Annotated in this window: 15 protein-coding genes; all 15 read left to right on the top strand. The window is 48.1% G+C overall.

What is annotated here, in order from left to right:
- Positions 1 to 127: 127 nt before the first annotated feature.
- Positions 128 to 1630 (top strand): potassium/proton antiporter, encoded by a 1503-nt coding sequence (locus tag GLV97_RS12865; RefSeq protein ID WP_160834772.1) that lies wholly within the window; start codon positions 128 to 130, stop codon positions 1628 to 1630.
- 213 nt (positions 1631 to 1843) lie between these two features.
- Positions 1844 to 2656: a pyrroline-5-carboxylate reductase gene (gene proC, locus GLV97_RS12860; protein WP_160834773.1), complete on the top strand. Its 813-nt coding sequence runs from the start codon at positions 1844 to 1846 to the stop codon at positions 2654 to 2656.
- A 90-nt stretch (positions 2657 to 2746) separates the two neighbouring features.
- On the top strand, positions 2747 to 3226 hold the full coding sequence (locus tag GLV97_RS12855; RefSeq protein ID WP_160834774.1) for a PH domain-containing protein: 480 nt from the start codon (positions 2747 to 2749) through the stop codon (positions 3224 to 3226).
- Entirely contained in the window at positions 3216 to 4703 is a 1488-nt protein-coding gene (locus GLV97_RS12850) for a PH domain-containing protein (RefSeq protein WP_160889807.1), read from the top strand. The genes GLV97_RS12855 and GLV97_RS12850 overlap by 11 nt, the downstream gene beginning before the upstream one ends.
- 126 nt (positions 4704 to 4829) lie before the next feature.
- Positions 4830 to 6125 (top strand): NCS2 family permease, encoded by a 1296-nt coding sequence (locus tag GLV97_RS12845; RefSeq protein ID WP_160841741.1) that lies wholly within the window; start codon positions 4830 to 4832, stop codon positions 6123 to 6125.
- A gap of 98 nt (positions 6126 to 6223) precedes the next feature.
- The gene (locus tag GLV97_RS12840; protein ID WP_160889806.1) at positions 6224 to 7813 is read left to right on the top strand and encodes a spore germination protein; all 1590 of its coding nucleotides are present in this window, start codon (positions 6224 to 6226) and stop codon (positions 7811 to 7813) included.
- Positions 7740 to 8900: a GerAB/ArcD/ProY family transporter gene (locus GLV97_RS12835; RefSeq protein ID WP_160889805.1), complete on the top strand. Its 1161-nt coding sequence runs from the start codon at positions 7740 to 7742 to the stop codon at positions 8898 to 8900. Before GLV97_RS12840 ends, GLV97_RS12835 begins: the two co-directional genes overlap by 74 nt.
- 1 nt (position 8901) lies before the next feature.
- Entirely contained in the window at positions 8902 to 10014 is a 1113-nt protein-coding gene (locus tag GLV97_RS12830; RefSeq protein ID WP_160889804.1) for a Ger(x)C family spore germination protein, read from the top strand.
- Positions 10015 to 10520: 506 nt separating this feature from the next.
- Positions 10521 to 11141: a SafA/ExsA family spore coat assembly protein gene (safA, locus tag GLV97_RS12825; RefSeq protein WP_160889803.1), complete on the top strand. Its 621-nt coding sequence runs from the start codon at positions 10521 to 10523 to the stop codon at positions 11139 to 11141.
- A 123-nt stretch (positions 11142 to 11264) separates the two neighbouring features.
- A complete protein-coding gene (locus GLV97_RS12820) occupies positions 11265 to 12221 on the top strand; it encodes an ABC transporter substrate-binding protein (protein ID WP_160889802.1) in 957 nt (318 codons plus the stop codon).
- A gap of 72 nt (positions 12222 to 12293) precedes the next feature.
- Positions 12294 to 13298 (top strand): iron ABC transporter permease, encoded by a 1005-nt coding sequence (locus GLV97_RS12815; RefSeq protein WP_337194104.1) that lies wholly within the window; start codon positions 12294 to 12296, stop codon positions 13296 to 13298.
- Positions 13295 to 14287, top strand: coding sequence for a FecCD family ABC transporter permease (locus GLV97_RS12810; protein ID WP_160889801.1), 993 nt, complete (start codon positions 13295 to 13297; stop codon positions 14285 to 14287). Before GLV97_RS12815 ends, GLV97_RS12810 begins: the two co-directional genes overlap by 4 nt.
- Positions 14288 to 14504: 217 nt before the next feature.
- Positions 14505 to 15692, top strand: coding sequence for a NupC/NupG family nucleoside CNT transporter (locus tag GLV97_RS12805; protein WP_160834783.1), 1188 nt, complete (start codon positions 14505 to 14507; stop codon positions 15690 to 15692).
- Between the two features lie 266 nt (positions 15693 to 15958).
- On the top strand, positions 15959 to 16438 hold the full coding sequence (locus GLV97_RS12800; protein ID WP_224871856.1) for a site-2 protease family protein: 480 nt from the start codon (positions 15959 to 15961) through the stop codon (positions 16436 to 16438).
- 153 nt (positions 16439 to 16591) lie between these two features.
- Positions 16592 to 18016: an aldehyde dehydrogenase family protein gene (locus GLV97_RS12795; RefSeq protein WP_160889800.1), complete on the top strand. Its 1425-nt coding sequence runs from the start codon at positions 16592 to 16594 to the stop codon at positions 18014 to 18016.
- Positions 18017 to 18265: the final 249 nt, after the last annotated feature.

Here is an 18265-nt window from a genome sequence, read left to right as displayed (position 1 = left end):
GTCGAGAACGTTCTCGGCAGCTTTTTTTATGGGAAATGATTGAATGCGGGAGGTATATGAGTACACGGAAACGGGAACTCCTTGGTATAATGAATAAGGGAAATCCTACATACAAGGAGTTCATTCAATGATTCAGGAAATTCTACAGTCCAACCAATTTATTATGCTCATGGCGCTGCTGCTCATTGTCAGCATCATCGTCACAAAGTTCTCTTCCCGTCTCGGGGTTCCGTCGCTCGTCCTGTTTATTCTTGTAGGCATGATGGTCGGAAACGAAGGACTCGGTTTCATCAACTTTGATAATCCGGAAATCGCCCAGCTGGTCGGTGTCATTGCCTTGATCATCATTCTGTTTGAAGGCGGGATGCTCACGAAGTGGAAGGATATCCGGCCGGTCATTGCCCCTTCCCTGACGCTTGCAACCGTGGGGGTGGTACTGACGACAGGGATCGTTGCCGTTGCGGCCAAGTATGTCCTCCATATCGGCTGGGTAGAGGCGATGCTCGTCGGAGCGATTGTCGGTTCTACCGATGCCGCAGCCGTTTTTGCTGTTTTGAAAGGGAAAAATGTAGACGGGAAGCTGGAGGCTACCCTGGAAGCTGAATCGGGTACCAATGATCCGATGGCTGTATTTTTGACCATCAGCTTTATTCAGCTTCTGACGGTGGATCAGGTGAATATCTTCGGCATGGTCGGCTCGTTCTTCTGGCAGATGGGGGCGGGACTCGTTGTTGGTGCGGCCATCGGCTATGGTGCAAGTTTTGCGTTAAACCGGATCAATCTCGATTCCAGTGGATTATATCCACTCTTCGCCCTCGGTTTTGCTTTTCTTTCCTATGGGGCAAGTTCTCTCCTTCAAGCCAGTGGTCTTCTTGCTGTTTATGTAACGGCCGTTATCATCGGCAACGCAGAACTTGCCTATCGTTATTCGATCCTCCGATTCCATGAAGGGTTCGGCTGGATGGCTCAGATCCTGATGTTCATCATTCTCGGTCTGTTTGTTACACCGTCTGAAGTCTTTACGTGGCCGGTCATGTCGGGCGGATTATTGATCGCCGGAGTTCTCATATTCATAGCCAGACCGGCGGCTGCTTTTCTCAGTCTTTCCGGGTTTTCGTTTACATGGAGGGAAAAAGTATTTCTATCCTGGGCGGGCGTCCGCGGAGCTGTTCCAATCGTTCTGGCGATTTTCCCAATGCTTGCTGACATTGCCAACAGTCAGGTCATTTTCAACGTCGTTTTCTTCACGGTTCTCACTTCGGCCCTTATTCAGGGGTCATCGATTACGTGGATGGCAGACCGTTTCAAACTGGTGTCTGACAAGCTTGGCAATCCGATTCATTCGTTGGAACTGATCTCTATTGGAAAAGCGAATGTGGAGATGATTGAATTTGAGGTGACGCCAAGGAATGTCGTCGTCGGGCAGAAGCTTGAGGACATGGAGCTGCCGGACAGGGCGCTGATTAATGCGATCATCCGTAAGGGTGACGTCATTACACCGTACGGGCAGACGGAAATAAAAGCCGGGGATACATTATATATTCTAGTGTCCCGGAAAAACAAAAAGGAAGTCAAGAAAGTCCTGGAGGCCGTCACCGATCACGGATACCACGAGAAAAGCCGAGCTTAAACAGCTCGGCTTTTCTCGTAGCAGCTATGATATTTTGGGCGTTTCTTTATGATATGAAGAATACAGTTATTATTATAGGTAACAAATGTTGATTTGTAAACCTTTTCTAATAAAAACGTGATCATTTTACTAGAAAATATTAGTGAAAGCGGGAAGCAATTGTGTGTTCGACAAAGTTCCTATACAATAAGAATCACCAAGGAGGGATGTACGGTGAAGAAACGTATAGGGTTTATCGGCTGCGGTCAGATGGGCCGGGCCATGATTCAAGGCATGATTGACGCTGGGGTCGTGGAGCCGGGGCAGATGGCTGCGACCGCTTTGTCTGATGAAACCATTGATTTTGTAGCCGATGAGTACGGCATACATATATCCAACGATAACAAACAGCTGGCAAGGGAAAGTGATCTGCTGTTTCTGGCGGTGAAGCCGTATGTGTACAGAGGTGTGATTGAGGAAATCCGTGAAGAGGTCTCCAATCATACGGTGGTCATTACGGTTGCTGCCGGCATTACGCTGGAATCGATGGAAGAGGCGTTTGATAAGAATGTGAAAGTGATCCGCTCGATGCCGAATACTCCATCTCTGGTCGGCGCAGGTATGAGTGCGCTGTGTCCAAATGCTTTCGTGACGCAGGAGGAACTGGCGGAAGTGCTCGAACTGTATGAAAGCTTTGGTGAAGCGGAAGTCATCGAAGAAAAATTGATGGATGCTGTGCCGGCCGTCAGTGGTTCGTCCCCGGCTTTTGTCTATATGTTGATCGAAGCGATGGCTGATGCGGCTGTACAGCAGGGTTTTCCAAGGGACAAGGCGTATAAAATGGTTTCCCAGACGGTCGAAGGGGCCGCGAAAATGGTCAAGGAAACCGGCAGACATCCGGCAGAATTGAAGGATGCCGTCTGCACGCCGGGGGGCACTACGATTTCCGGTGTAACGAAGCTTGAGGAAGCAGGCTTCAGAAATGCCATCATTCAAGGCATGACGGCAACGACAGAAAAATCAAAGGCATTATCGCAAGGGAAGTAATGAAAGAAAGCCGGGCCGGATGCCGGGCTTTCTGTTTGTTTGAAACGAATGGGCTCACATATCCGTACAAATAGTACAGGAGGTGGACGTATGAAAAATCAGCCGGCTCAACGTATATCGAAACGGGCCTTAACGCTGTGGCGCATTTATGGTGTCATACACAGTTTTATCCTTTTACTTATAACGACAGCTTTAACCGTAGCCGTGTTTCTCTGGAACTGGCCGTGGTGGCTGGCGGCAGGAGCAGGGGGAGTGGCCGTTCTGGACGCCATTCTTTTCATCTGGGTGGTTCCGGGACTGAGGTGGAAGCGTTGGCGTTATGAGGTCAGTGAGCAGAACATCGATCTGCAGCACGGGATTTTCATCATTACCCGGACACTGGTACCGATGGTCCGTGTTCAGCACGTGGATACCGAGCAGGGACCACTGCTTCGGAAATTCCGGCTTTCCACCATCAGCATATCGACTGCGGCGACGATACATAAAATACCAGCGCTGGATGAGGACGAGGCGGAGCGTCTGCGCCAGTCGATTTCCTCTCTGGCAAGGGTGGCTGAGGATGATGTTTGAACCGAGGAAGCTCCATCCTATATCTGCTTTGATCAATTTTGTTAAGACACTGAAAGATGCTGCTCTCCCTTTAATTGTCGTGATTTTTATTAATGGCAGCCCGTTCAGCGGAGAGTGGAACTGGGTCCCGCTCGCCATATGGGGGGGTCTCTTGGTGATCGTCCTTGGTTCTGGAGTCATCCGCTGGCTGCGTTTCTCCTATTGGATGGAAGACGGAGAACTGCGTATCGAACACGGGCTCATTTTCAGGAAAAAACGCTACATTCCAGTGGAGCGGATTCAGAGTCTTGATTTTTCGGAGGGGATTTTTCACCGACCGTTGAAATTAGTGAAAATTTCTGTGGAAACGGCGGGATCGACCGGTACCCAGGGGGCGGAGGCTGAACTGACAGCCATCACCCGCGAAGAAGCCAAAGAGCTCGAATCGCTCATTTTTCAGGAAAAGCGGACGGTTCAGGAAGCGGAGGATCTTGAGGAATCGTCCACGGAACAACCAGGGGAACCACCGAGGCAGAAAGTGTTCGGCATGTCTATGAAGGATCTTGTTCTTATGGCTGTCACTTCCGGTGGGGCTGGAGTAGTCATCTCCGGTGTTGTCGTATTCTTTTCCCAGTTTATGGACCTCCTTCCCGTGGGCGCGATTTATGAGGAGCTGCTGGACTGGATCCAGGTCGGCGTTCTGATGGTAGCCGTCACCGTCCTCTTTGTTCTGTTGATTGCCTACGGGATCTCCATCCTCCTGACGATTATGCGCTATGCTTATTTTTCCGTCTATTTAGAGGAAGAGGACTTGGTCATTACCAGAGGCTGGCTTGAGAAGAAGCAGATGACGATTCCGCTTAACCGGATCCAGGGGGTACGGATCGATGAAAATCTCATCCGGCAGCCGATGGGATACGCATCCGTGACGATTATCAGCGCCGGTGGCTCTATATTGCAGAACGATGAACATCAGTTGAAGCTGCTTCCGATGATCCGGAAAAAGGAAGTCGAAGGAGTTCTCCAGCTGATTCTGGATGATTATAAGGTGGCGCGTGATTTTCAAAGACCACCGTCCAGATCGAAATACCGTTATATGATCCGGCAGTCATGGCCCGGGGTGTTGGCGGCCATTCCGGTCAGCATCTACTTTTATCCGTATGGCTTATTGACCATTCCAGCCGTCGCGGGTCTGGCAGCCTTCGGCCTGCTTGCCTATAAAGATGCCGGGTGGACGATCGATGGCACGCAGTTGAGTCTGCGTTCGAGAAGCATCATTAAACAAACCTACTTGATGAAAAGGTTCCGGGTCCAGGCCGCTTCTAAGAAACAAACGCTGTTACAGAAGCGTGCCGGCCTTTCTACGATTCAGGTGACGCTCACCTCCGGCGGGGGAGGAGCGGCGGCCCGCTGCTATTACCTGGAGGAAAAGGATGCCGATATGGTCCTGGACTGGTATATAGAACCGAACACCAATCAAAAACCAGTGGAAAAGTAATTTTTCCGCTGGTTTTTTCTCTTTACAATAAAAAACACGAACATTAACAAATTACAGTTGATTTTTGTTCGTTTTACTATTACTATAAGAGACGTCCTATTCTTAAGTGAAAGATTGGTGTTGTCATTGATTAATAAATTATTCCGTTTGAAAGAGAACCAAACCAATATAAAAACTGAAATACTTGCCGGGATTACAACCTTTTTAACGATGGTCTACATTGTCGTTGTAAACCCTGCGATCCTGTCCGGAGCCGGCGTGCCGTTCGGTCAGGTGTTTATGGCGACGATCATCGCCGCTGTAACGGGGACATTGATCATGTCCTTTGCAGCCAACTATCCGATTGCAATCGCCCCCGGAATGGGATTGAACGCCTATTTCGTTACAGAAGTCGTCCAGCAGGATGTCAGCTACTCGGTTATATTCGGATCTGTCTTCGTCGCTGGTATTCTTTTTGTTATTCTAAGCTTAACAAGTCTTCGTAAAACATTGATTATGGCGATTCCGCCTTCCTTAAAATACGGAATTACGTCCGGGATCGGTTTATTCATTGCGTTTCTCGGGCTGCGGATGTCCGGCATTATTGTTGAAAGTGATACAACACTTGTGACCCTTGGCGATATGACATCTCCCGGCGTGCTGTTGACCGTGTTCGGTCTTATGGTCACGCTCGGTCTTATTGCAAGGAACGTCACGGGCGGATTGTTCATTGGCATGTTCATTACCGGTCTTGTTGGATTCTTTACCGGCCAGCTTGAATTGAACGGGTTTGTAGATACGCCGCCGTCCCCGGTTTTCTGGGATATGGATATTGGAGCTGTGTTCAGCAACGGCCTTTATACGGTGATTTTTGCTTTTCTATTGGTGACCATTTTTGATACAACCGGAACGATGATCGGTGTAGCTGAGCAGGCTGGATTCATCCGCAAGGACGGAAGTCTTCCCAGAGCCCGGGCGGCTTTGATGGCAGATGCCTCTGCGACAACGGTCGGCGCTGTATTCGGGACGAGCCCTTCATCGGCGTACATTGAATCTTCTTCAGGTGTAGCGGCAGGAGGACGGACAGGGTTGACGACGATGGTTGTCGCCGGTCTGTTTCTTCTTTCGATGTTCTTTGCGCCTGTTGTAGGTGCAGTGTCCGGGCTGCCGGCAATTACGGCTCCTGTGTTGATTATCGTCGGCTGCTTTATGATGGAAGGACTGGCGAAAGTGAACTGGGGTTCCTTTGATGATGCTTTCCCGGCGTTCATTATCATCCTTACGATGCCGCTGACTTCAAGTATTGCGACAGGAATCGCCTTCGGTTTCATTACGTATCCGATCTTGAAGCTGGTTGTCGGCAAAGGAAAAAATGTCCACTGGATGTTGTACATGTTTGCGATCATCTTTATTCTGCAGATGGCCTTTTTCCCAGGTCATTAATCAAAAAAACTGCCTGCCCTTTCAAGGACAGGCAGTTTTTTCTGTTCCTACGGGTATATTTTCCTTTCAAATTGGCAGATTAAGGGCAGGTGATGCCCATGGGTTTTTTGAAACGGTTGTTCTTTGGAGATCATAAAAGACTCCAAGACAGGGATTTGGCGCGCGATTATAATAATGGTCGGACACAGCCGAGTTCTACAAAACTATCCAAAAATATTGAATACCTCCTAAGTAATTTTCATAAGTCCAACGATTTGAAAGTCCGTGTTCTCAATGAAGGGAATGCGGCTTTAGTATATTTCGAATCACTGGCAGAACAGGAAGAGGTGTTCGAAAAGATCTTCGGTCCTGTTGAAAAAGGTCCTGTCGATGAAATTTCCAAGTTGAGAAGTGCGCGGGTTACAAAGGACCTCGAGGAAGTGATCTCCAACCTGCTGGGCGGCCAGGCAGCTTATCTGGAGGACGGATCTAATAACGTTCACCTCTTTGATGTGACTTCCAGTTATAACCGGACCCCGGAAGAACCGCAGAATGAGCGGGTCATCCGGGGAGCGCACGACGGGTTTATTGAAAATATCATGATAAACATCAACCTGATACGGAAAAGGATTGAACATCGGGATTTAACTGTGAAATACATTAAGATCGGAAAGATGACACATACAAATGTAGCTGTCATTTATATGCATGGCATCGCAGACCCCTCCTTGGTTCAGGAAGTGGAAAGAAGGATCAGCTGCATCGAGACGGATATGGTGCACAGCCCCGGTCTGATCGAAGAATACATCGAAGACCAGACGAATACGCCATTTCCGCAGATGCTCCATACCGAAAGACCGGACAGGGTGGTCGCCAACTTGATGGAAGGCCGTGTGGCGATCATGGCTGAAGGTACCCCGACAACGCTCATTGCGCCGTCTACGTTCTTCATGTTTTATCAGGCCTCGGATGATTACAATATGCGTTGGTTTACCGGGACATTTATTCGTCTTGTGCGTCTTTTCAGTTTCGTTATCGCTGTCGGCCTTCCGGCGTTTTATATTGCCATTGTCGGTTTTCATTTTGAGGTGATTCCGGATGAGTTAATCATCCCTGTCAAAGCATCGATCAATGAAATTGCTTATCCTCCGATTATTGAAGCCCTGGTCATGGTCGTCATTATCGAACTGATCCGGGAGGCCGGGGTGCGTCTCCCAGCTCCGATTGGGCAGACGATTGGTATTGTAGGGGGTCTCGTCATTGGCGATGCGGTAGTCCGGGCGGGACTCGTTTCCAACCTGATGGTCATTGTTGTAGCTCTAACGGCCATTGCGTCCTTTGTTGTGCCTTCGAATGAATTGAGCACGGCCCTTCGTCTTCTGACATTCCCGTTAATTATCCTTGCCGGGACGTTGGGCTTTGTCGGCATTGTATTTGGAATGCTCATTATTATCATTCACTTGACGAAGCTGCAGTCTTTCGGGGTTCCATACCTGGCTCCTGTGGCTCCGCTCAGCTTTGGGGATCTTAAGGATACGTTTGTCCGTCTCCCGATGTTTATGATGAAAACAAGACCGAAAGACTCACATACCGTTAAGCCTGACGCATTGAATCCAGTAAGGAAGTGGAAGCTCAGTGACCAGCAAGGATCAAAACCAAACCAGCAGCCGGACGGGGCAGAAGCCTCTTCACAAAAGCAATCCGATTGATGATCAGAAAATCTCCAGACGACAGTTTTTCTTTATTATTATTCAAACACAGATTGGTGTGGGCGTGTTAAGTGTGCCTTTTGAACTGCACAGTGCCGCCAGACAGGATGGATGGATATCGCTGCTCATTGGAGCTTCGATTCTTCCGTTGATCCTGCTGGCCATATGGGGGACAGTTAAAAATTTTGAGGGAGACTCTTTCTTCCAGTTGAGTGAAAAACTTTTCTTCAAATGGGGAGGGAGGGTGTTAACTCTTGGTTATGTCCTCTATTTTGTCAGTGTAGGGACCTTGATTATCATCCTGTACGGAAGAATGATCAGTTTATGGGTGCTTCCCCTTACGCCGCTGTGGGTTATTGCATCACTCATGATCGCGGTCTGCTGCTATTTGATTTCCGGCGGCCTTCTTGTCATGGGGAGGATTTACACTATGCTTTCCGTTCTGATCCTCATCTTATTCGGAGTGATCATCTACTCAGCAAAAGAGATGAACATTGTGTACCTTTTCCCGATTCTTGAGAATGGATGGGGCAGAGTGTTGACGGGTGTGAACGAAGCGCTTTTTTCCTTCCTGGGGTACATTGTGTCGCTGTTCATCTATTCCAAAGTCAACGGCACTCACAAACAGAAACTAAGGGTCATGCTGTATGCGCACAGTTTTGTGTTTCTTTTCTACTTTATTATCGTATTTGTCAGTTTTACGTACTTCAGCACAGAAGAAATCACACTGGTACCTGAGCCGATTCTGTATATGCTGAAGGCCTTTGAATTACCGGTGATAGCGAGACTGGACTTGTTTTTTATATCGATATGGGTCGTGAACGTGGCTACGACTTTCGGCACGTACCTCTATATGGCCGGTCTTGGAGTCAGCCATCTCTGTCCGATCTGTACGAAAACGACAGCCTCCATCCTTGTCAGTGTCATTGTTCTTGCTTTAACCCTTTATGTCGGATATGACATGGGAAAAACCAAACAGCTGGATCAAATCGTTCTTCATCTCGGCTATGTTTTTTCCCTGTCCCTCCCTTTGATCATGCTGCCATTGTCCTACTTCAGAAAAAAACGTGTCAAGGAGGGAGGATGATATGAAAAAGGCCGTACTGGTTTTTGCTGCTTTAGTTCTTTTGACAGGCTGCTGGGATGAGCGGCAGTTCAAAAACATCAGCCTTGTTCTGTCCATGGGGTTTGATGTTGGGGAGGGGCATGCCATCAAGCAGACCGTTTCCATCCCTACCGTTACCCGGAGCTCGGAAGGTCCGGGGCAGGAATTTATTAATGTTCTGTCTACAGAAGCACATACGCCGAGGGAGGCCAGGGATAAAATCGATATGATGATTTCCGATAACTTCGATCCTTCCAAGGTAAGGGTGGTCGTTTTTGGAGAAGAGCTGGCCAAGGAAGGGATATTCCCTGTCCTAGATGATATGTACAGGGATCCGAAAAGTAATTTGAATGCTTATATGGCTGTTGTTGAGAAAGGGACAGCAGAAGAGGTTACCCGGTTGAAGGTTACAGGTGGGACGAGGATCAGTGAATACCTCGGCGGAATGTTGGAAACAGCCGCCTCCTCTACACATACGACGGGGGAAAACCTGCAGCTGCTATGTGCGGAGCTGATAGAGCCCGGCATTGATTTTTCTGTACCGCTCATACAGCTGGATGAACAGAATGAAGCGATCAACTTCAACGGTATGGGCTTGTTTCATGAAAGGACGTACACAGGAGAGAAAATTTCTGCAGAGCAGTCTACGCTCTACATGCTGCTTCAAGGGAAAAGGGGGAAAATTGCCCGCTTAACCGAAAAGGTTTCCGGTGAAAATGATGAGATTACCAGTTATGCTACCGTTGAAGTGAATAAAATGAAAAGGACCATGAAACTGACCGTCGACGAAGGGGTCACGGCCGATATTAACGTGAATCTTCAGTTGAAAGTGGTGGAATACCCTTCCGATCACCTTTATGTGAAAGGGAAGATTAAAATGCTCGAAGAGGAACTCACCGACGTGCTCACAAAAGAGTCTGAGAAGATTCTCACCACGCTCCAAGAGGCCAACAGTGACGTCTTCGGCATCGGAAGGCGTGTGAAAGCGTATCATCCGGATTACTGGAAAGAGATTGAGTGGAGTGAGGAATTTCCAGAAATTGAAATTGTTCCCCACTTTGAGGTGAAAATCATTGAACACGGAATTATGAATTAGGTGCAGGTTCGAAAGAAAGTGAAGATTTTTTCTTTCTGGTGAAACCTTTTTGAGGTGAGTCTCGTCTGTAGAGTAGAACTATTTTGGAGATCGTCCTTCTGACAGTCATAAAAGGAATAAACGATACACTCGTGTGCGCCGGAATCGTTCTCAGCAGCATGTACGCTGACGGCCTGCCAAGTGGATAGCATGTGCAGGACAGGGAAGAGAAAGCGGGGGATGTGCTGCCCGGAAGCTTTCATGGACAAAGAACGTCATCTCTTATCTGCTTGTGTCCCGCATGACTGCCGTTCGTAATGAAACGAATGAACGGAGTGTGACACGCCAGCACCTGGTTGGAGTGGCTCACTCGTTTCATTAATAAATTGGTTTATACCTCCCCTATGGTATAATACATGTGCACCTGCCGCCTGACCAACGGCAGGTGTTTTTTTTGTTTTCCTTTTCATACATAATTTCCCTCTCTTAAACCAAACTACAACTATAAAAGAGGAAGGAATGATCGTATGAAAAAATGGATGGGAACAGCAGTGCTGCTGACTGTTCTGCTGTTCTCCATGAGCCCTGAAATCATTCACGCTCAGACCGATACGTATACGGTTAAGCGTGGGGATACCCTTTGGAAAATCTCGCGGAAGTACAAAATCGGTCTTTCGGAAATTATCAATGCCAACCCTCAGTTCAACAATCCAGACTTAATCTATCCCGGCGACAGCGTGACGGTCCCTTTAAAACCGAATATTAAGTCTGTGGAAAGTCAGGTCATTGATTTGACGAATGAAGAGCGGGCCGCCAATGGTCTTTCACCTTTGAAGGCGAACTGGCAGGTTTCCAGGGTGGCAAGGTACAAATCGCGCGATATGGCTGGAAAAGATTATTTCTCTCATCAATCTCCGACCTATGGGTCTCCGTTCCAAATGCTGAGTGATTTTAACGTTTCCTACCAGAAAGCAGCCGAAAATATTGCTGCCGGCCAGCGCACTCCACAGGAAGTTGTCGATGGGTGGATGGACAGTGCCGGTCATAGGAAAAATATCCTGGACCCCGCGTTGACCCAGATTGGTGTCGGCTATGCAGAGGGTGGCAGTTACGGGTATTACTGGACGCAGATGTTTATCACGAAATGATGTCCATAAATGGGAGAAGGTCCTGGTGTGCCTTCTCCTTTTTTCAGTCCTTTACATGGTGTTGTATTCTTATTATGATAGAATAAGTTTGTGATAACGATTATCATTTGTGGGAGGATTATTATGAAAAAGTATACGAGTTACATAGCACTCCTTTTTCTCGTACTTCTGCTTGCGGCGTGCGGCAGTGAGGATGAAGGGGAGCTGCAGGAAAGCTCAAGTGGGGAAGACTCCGGTGAGCAGGAAACACGGGTGGTTGAACACGAAATGGGAGAGACGAAAATCAGCGGACAGCCTGAAAAGGTCGTTGCCCTTGAGTTTTCTTTTGTTGATAACCTCGCTTCTTTAGGCGTATCACCTGTCGGAATTGCCGACGATAACGATGAGGAGCGGATTATCGAGCCGATTCGCGAGAAAATTGAGGACTATACCTCTGTAGGTACACGGAAGCAGCCTTCTCTTGAAGTGATCAGCTCTCTGGAGCCGGACTTGATCATCGCGGATATGCAGCGGCATAAAGATATTTATGATCAGTTGTCTGATATTGCTCCGACGATTATTCTTCCTTCACTGGCAGCTGATTACGATGGTATCATCGACAGCTTCCAGACAGTATCCACTGCTATGGGTATGGAAGATAAAGGAGAAGAAGTACTGGCAGACCATAAAGAAAAGATGGAGGAACTGCGCAGCCAGGTGCCTGAGGATGAAAACCGGTCCGTTCTTCCGGCTGTTGTCGCCGACAGCGGCTACTTTGCGCACAATATGGAGTCCTATACAGGGTCTCTCCTTGAGTCGATTGGTTTGAAGAATGCGATTCAAAGCGGAGACGACCGCTACAACAAAATCAACCTGGAGCAGCTCGTTGAGTTCGATCCGGACGTGATGTTCCATATGTCTTCAGGAGACCAAACCGTCGTCACAGAATGGGAGAACAATGACTTATATCAAGACATATCCGCTGTGGAAAATGGTGAAGTCCACGAAGTGGACCGCAATATGTGGTCACGTTTCCGGGGATTGATTTCTTCTGAAAAAATATTAGAGGATGCAGTTCAGTATCTTTATGAAGGCCGGTAAGGAAAAAGCGGAGGGATGCCTCCGCTTTTTTATGTAATGAACCAGGGAGTATGGGAAAGAGGAGAATGTCATGTGAATCAAACCTTACACCGTTTTAAAACAGGGACGGTCATCCTAGTGGGCATCCTTTTACTGCTTGCCGGTTTTACGGCCAGTTTGAGTATTGGAGCTTACAGTATCTCATTTTCAGAGGTTTTCGGCCTTCTATTTTCCCCTGATGGAAGCAAAGCCTCTTCCATTATAGAAACCATCCGCCTGCCGAGAGCGGTGACAGGCGTTGTTATCGGAATGTGTCTTGCTTCAGCGGGCGGCCTTATGCAGGCGATTACGAATAATCCGCTGGCTTCTCCACAGGTTTTCGGTGTTAACGCAGGGGCATCACTGATGGTCGTGATTGGTGTGGTTCTTTTTCCGGGGCTGGGGGCTGGGACGCTCGTATACGCCGCTTTTTTAGGCGCCGCTGCCGGAGGAGCTGCTGTGTATTATATGGCTTCAACGGGCGGAGGAATGACGCCTGTGAAGCTTGCTTTGTCCGGGATTACCATCCATCTTCTGCTTTCTTCCATGATTGAGGGAGTCGTCCTGTTTCACGAAACATCAACAGAAGATGTACTATTCTGGCTTGCCGGAGGGATTGACGGTCGTGCATGGCCGGATGTACAGCTGCTTCTGCCCTGGGCCGCTGTTGGTTTATTCGGAGCTGTAATGATAGGGAAACCACTGACGACGCTCGGGCTCGGAGATGATGTGGCACAGGGGCTTGGGCAGAAAATTGGGTGGATCCGTGGTGGAGCAGCCATTCTTGTTGTTATTCTTGCCGGTATATCGGTAGCTGTAGCCGGACCGATCGGGTTTATCGGTTTGATCATTCCGAATATTATTCGGAAGCTTCTAGGTCCGGATTACCGCATCCTGCTTCCGGTTTCAGCCCTTTATGGGGCTGTGCTGCTCACGTCTGCAGACGTGCTCTCCCGGTTTATTTCCTATCCGGGTGAGGCGCCCGTCGGAATTGTGACCGCACTCATAGGCGCTCCTTTCTTTTTATATCTCGCCGGCAGAGGAGGTCGTAATGCATGAATCAGATGATTCGAACACCGAAAAGATGGCTTGGCTTGTTATTTGTCCTGTTGATCGGGGTGACGTACCTCTCCATAGGGGTGGGAGCCGTATGGATCGGCCCGGCCGGTATTTTTGAATATCTCATTGGAGGGGATGCGGCGGGCCAGGCTTATATCATTGAAAACTTCCGGCTTCCGCGCATCGTTGTCGGCTTGTTGGCTGGCATGGGGCTCGGACTTTCCGGAGCCGTCCTTCAGGGAGTCATCAGGAATCCACTGGCCTCGCCTGATGTGATTGGAATTACAAAAGGGGCCGGACTGGCCGCTGCCGCGGTTATTCTGTTGTACCCCGGTCTGCCGGTGCTGGCACTACCGGCTGCTGCCTTTTCAGGAGCGGGCATCGTCATGATCGGTCTTTATGTATTTGCCTTCCGCCGCGGCGTGCAGCCGGCAGCTCTCGCTTTGATCGGGATTGCTCTGGGGGCTGTGTGCCAGGCGGGGATCCAATTTCTTACCATCAAATTCCCATTGGAAACGAACGCAGCTCTCGTCTGGCTTACGGGCAGTGTATGGGGGAAGGATTGGACGGACGTTCTTCTGCTCGCTCCGTTTATCCTGATTGTTGCTCCTGTGACCTGGCTGTTATCACGGAAGCTTGATGTCCTGAACCTGGGTGATGACGTAGCGGAAGGTTTAGGGGAACCGGTTCAAAAAGCGAGGCTGGCTCTACTGGCTCTGGCTGTCGTTTTAGCCGGTGCTGCTGTCGCGGTTGTCGGCACCCTTGGGTTTGTCGGCCTGATTGCGCCTCATATTGCCAGGCAGATTGTAGGAAACAGGCATACCTATCTGATTCCAGCATCAGCTTTAACCGGAGCCCTTCTTCTTGTAACGGCTGACAGCCTCGGACGGGGATTGTTTCCTCCTACAGAGGTCCCGGCCGGCATATTTACAGCTGTGATCGGAGCCCCATATTTTTTATTTTTATTAAGAAAAATACAAAAATCCTAAAAAATGGTTGTCTATATTTTTGTGTGTCAGGGATAAATTTTAAGAATGTGTGACATATTACACATCAAACCGACAAAAATAGCAAAAATGTAATATTATTCATGCAAGTAAACCTTGCATGACGTCTGACAACCTGATAAAATTCATATTGGAATTACTAGATGTAAGCATTTTCATTTTAGCTTTTTTTGTTAAAAATAGAGGGGGAGGACTTTTCATGGATATTCTTTTAGGAATTCTTGCTGTTGCCGTCATTATTGGAATCGCTTTTCTAATGTCCAATGACCGCAAAAACATCAATTTTAAGGGCATTGGGATCATGCTCGCTGTCCAGCTGCTGATTACGTGGTTTATGTTCAATACCAAAGTAGGTGAGGCGATCATCACAGGTATTTCCTGGGGCTTTAATAAACTGATCGCTTTTGGTACAGAGGGTGTGAACTTTGTGCTTGGCGGCGTAGAGGTTGGAGAAGGCGGCGTTTTCTTCTTTAACGTACTGCTTCTGATCATCTTCTTTGCTACGATTTTGTCTGTTCTTACGTATTTGAAGATACTTCCGTTTATCATCAAGTATCTCGGGTGGGGCCTTTCCAAAATCACCGGCCTTCCGAAAGTCGAATCGTTTAACGCTGTTAACAGTATCTTCTTCGGTCAGTCTGAAGCGTTGATTGCGATTAAATCACAGTTCCACAACCTGAATGACAACCGTCTTTATATTGTCAGTGCGTCAGCGATGGGATCCGTGTCGGCTTCCATTGTAGGAGCTTACCTGAATATGCTCCCAGATGAATATATCCTTGTTGCCCTTCCGTTAAACATGTTTAGTGCCTTGATTGTCGCTTCCCTTATTGCGCCTGTCAAAGTATCCAAGGAAGAAGACAAGGTCGACATCCAGGATGTTTCCAATGCGAAGAGTTTCTTCGAAGCTATGGGTAACGGCGCCCTTGATGGTGGTAAGATCGCCTTGATCGTTGCCGCTATGCTGATTGCCTTCATCGCATCTCTTGAATTGGTGAACGCGATGTTCGGTGCGTTGTTCAGCGGATTTACGCTGCAGCAGCTGCTTGGATACATCATTGCTCCGATCGGTCTTCTCATGGGTATTCCTGCTGGTGAAGTACTGGATGCGGGGGCAATCATGGGAACGAAGATTGTAACCAACGAATTCGTAGCGATGCTTGAATTCCAGTCCATGCTTGACGGTGTATCTGCGAAAACCGCGGGTATTGTGACCGTCTTCCTTACAAGTTTCGCCAACTTCTCCTCCATCGGAATCATTGCCGGTACTGTTCAGGGGATCGATCCTGAAAAAGGCGGCCGTGTATCAGGCTTCGGTCTGAAGCTGTTGATTGGTGCTACTCTTGGATCTATGCTTTCTGCAACAATCGCTGGTCTTTTCTTGTAATCGTTAATCGTACAAAGAGCCTGAATGGGTATACCCATTCAGGCTCTTTTTTTGCTGCCTCCCTGAACCTGGAACGATGGTTTAAGTTGAAAAAAGCTTCCTGACGGCTGTTTTCAACTTACATGATATTAGTAAAATTTTTCGAGGTTTATATAGGTTTCAACGTGTTTTTTTAGTTATATTAGGATATTTTCTCCTCCTGTGTTATGTTGAGTCATGCCTCTTCAGGAGGCGTGACTCAACATATAGAAAGGAAAGACGCACCTATGTTTACACTCAGTGATCTTCCGATGTTTTTTGTGAACTTTTTTTTGATTCTGCCGCTGGTGACGCTGATTCATGAAGCCGGGCACGTATGGACGGCGCGTTTATTTGGAGGGAAAATCAAATTCTGTCTGGGTACAGGGGAGACGCTCTTTCATATCGGGCCTTTGGAAGTGAAGAAGAAATACTTCATGGAAGGCTGGTGCCAGTATGACTCCCTCACCTATAACAAAACATGGGCGCACGTGGCCATCTATCTGGCTGGTAGTGGTTTTAATTTAATGGTTATTTTATTGATCAATTATTTAATCACCATGGATGTGCTGCCATCCACCTTGTTCTTTTATCAGTACGCCTATTTCTCCATCTATTTTATCTTTTTCTCTTTGTTTCCTTACCGCAATGATGATGGGAAACCGAGTGACGGCATGGCTGTTTACGATGTCCTCCGTTATGGAAAAGCAAAAGACCCGATCGATTAAAGACCGGCCGGCAGCGCTCTGTAATTATTCACCTCCCTCCTTTTCTGCTGTGTGTCCCCTGCAGTGATATCCAGTTTTTTCAAGCGGACGTTTACGGATTTTTTATTGAGGAAATAAAGAGATATAGACATTTTAGATAAGGGAGAGATAACCGTGGAAACATATCAGCTGTTTATAAACGGTAAATGGGTCGAAACCGGAGAAACACAGGAAGTGCTCAACAAATATACACAGGAAACCTATGCCAACGTGGCGAAAGCCTCTGAAAAGGAAGTCAACCAGGCAGTTGAAGCAGCTGCTGATGCGTACCGGAATAACCAGCTTTCTCCTTATGAGCGTTATCAAATATTAAAACGAGTCAGTGAACTGCTCCAGACAAACAAAGAAGACTTAGCAGCAACGATTACTCATGAAGCTGGAAAGCCGTTGAAGCAGGCACGCTCTGAAATCGATCGTGCGACACAGACGTTTGAACTTTCTGCTGAAGAAGCGAAACGGATCCACGGGGAAGGCGTTCCGGTTGAAGCTGCTCCCGGATCGGAAAACCGTATGGCCTTTACAATTAAAGTACCGGTTGGTGTCGTCGGAGCGATCAGCCCCTTCAACTTCCCGATCAACCTTGTCGCGCATAAAATTGCTCCTGCAATAGCCGCAGGAAATGCTGTTGTTTTGAAACCAGCGAGCAAAACACCGATTTCCGCCCTGAAGCTTGCCGGGTTGTTTGAAGAGGCCGGGCTTCCCAAAGGGCTGCTTAACGTCGTCGTAGGCTCTGGGTCAACGGTCGGTAATCAGATGATGCAGGATTCCCGTATCAATCTTTATACGTTCACCGGAAGCGCAGAGGTTGGATTGAAGCTGAAGCAGAATACAGGGTTGAACAAGCTCGTTCTTGAACTGGGAAACAACTCCCCGGTCATTGTTGATAAAGAGGCCGATGTGGAGGCAGCGGCAGAGAATATAGCTGCTAAAAGTTTTGCCTTCGCGGGACAGGTGTGCATCTCGGTTCAGCGGATTTATGTCCATGAAGACGTGAAGGATGCCTTTCAGGACAAGTTCATTCAAGCGATTGAATCGTTGAAAATCGGCGATCCGAATGATCCGGAGACAGACGTAGGACCAATGATCAGCCAGGACGAAGCAGAGCGTGCTGAGCAGTGGATTCAGGAAGCGAAGGAAGCAGGAGCGGAAGTCCTTTACGGGGGCGAGCGGGAAGGAGCCCTGCTCAAACCGACCATCCTGACCAATGTGACCGGCAATATGAAGGTCGTTTGTGAAGAAATCTTCGCACCCGTGGTCAGTATCCAGACGTTCTCTGATATTAAAGCTTGTATTGAAGACGTCAACACGTCGAGCTATGGATTGCAGGGCGGCATCTTCACCCAGAATGTGGACACCGCTTTCTATGCGGCCAGAAACGTAGAAGTCGGAGGTTTCATGATCAATGATTCTTCTCAATATCGTGTTGACTTGATGCCCTACGGCGGAGTGAAAGACAGCGGATCCGGTAAGGAAGGTCCGAAGTACACGATTGAGGATATGACCGAAGAGCGCCTCGTAGTTATGAACTTAAAATCATAATAAAAAATCCGCTGTTGTTTACAAGAGCAATTTTAGAGAAAGCGTTCGTTATGAAGTGAAAAAGTTTACGTGATGGGACGGTGGTCACGCTGCACTTGCCGGTGGATGTCTGCCGCAGGCAAGCTCTCAGTTGACTTGGTCAGGAAGAACGCCTTCCCAAGAAGGTCTTCGGCTCGTGTTGTTCCCGCAGACGTTACCATCGAAAGCTCCACGCAACTTCACTAAATAGGAGCAGAAAAAGAAGGATGA

Origin of the sequence: Halobacillus litoralis, assembly GCF_009856355.1 — a bacterium.
Taxonomy (GTDB): domain Bacteria; phylum Bacillota; class Bacilli; order Bacillales; family Halobacillaceae; genus Halobacillus; species Halobacillus litoralis_B.
The sequence above is the reverse complement of the archived record's forward strand: the minus strand, read 5'-3'. Positions and strand labels throughout refer to the sequence as shown.

What these genes read in the sequence shown, in the direction of transcription:
- GLV97_RS12865 (WP_160834772.1), top strand. Translation starts at nt 128, where the DNA reads ATGATTCAGGAAATTCTACAGTCCAACCAATTTATTATGCTCATGGCG.
- GLV97_RS12855 (WP_160834774.1), top strand. Translation starts at nt 2,747, where the DNA reads ATGAAAAATCAGCCGGCTCAACGTATATCGAAACGGGCCTTAACGCTG.
- GLV97_RS12850 (WP_160889807.1), top strand. Translation starts at nt 3,216, where the DNA reads ATGATGTTTGAACCGAGGAAGCTCCATCCTATATCTGCTTTGATCAAT.
- GLV97_RS12840 (WP_160889806.1), top strand. Translation starts at nt 6,224, where the DNA reads ATGGGTTTTTTGAAACGGTTGTTCTTTGGAGATCATAAAAGACTCCAA.
- GLV97_RS12830 (WP_160889804.1), top strand. Translation starts at nt 8,902, where the DNA reads ATGAAAAAGGCCGTACTGGTTTTTGCTGCTTTAGTTCTTTTGACAGGC.
- safA (WP_160889803.1), top strand. Translation starts at nt 10,521, where the DNA reads ATGAAAAAATGGATGGGAACAGCAGTGCTGCTGACTGTTCTGCTGTTC.
- GLV97_RS12820 (WP_160889802.1), top strand. Translation starts at nt 11,265, where the DNA reads ATGAAAAAGTATACGAGTTACATAGCACTCCTTTTTCTCGTACTTCTG.
- GLV97_RS12810 (WP_160889801.1), top strand. Translation starts at nt 13,295, where the DNA reads ATGAATCAGATGATTCGAACACCGAAAAGATGGCTTGGCTTGTTATTT.
- GLV97_RS12805 (WP_160834783.1), top strand. Translation starts at nt 14,505, where the DNA reads ATGGATATTCTTTTAGGAATTCTTGCTGTTGCCGTCATTATTGGAATC.
- GLV97_RS12800 (WP_224871856.1), top strand. Translation starts at nt 15,959, where the DNA reads ATGTTTACACTCAGTGATCTTCCGATGTTTTTTGTGAACTTTTTTTTG.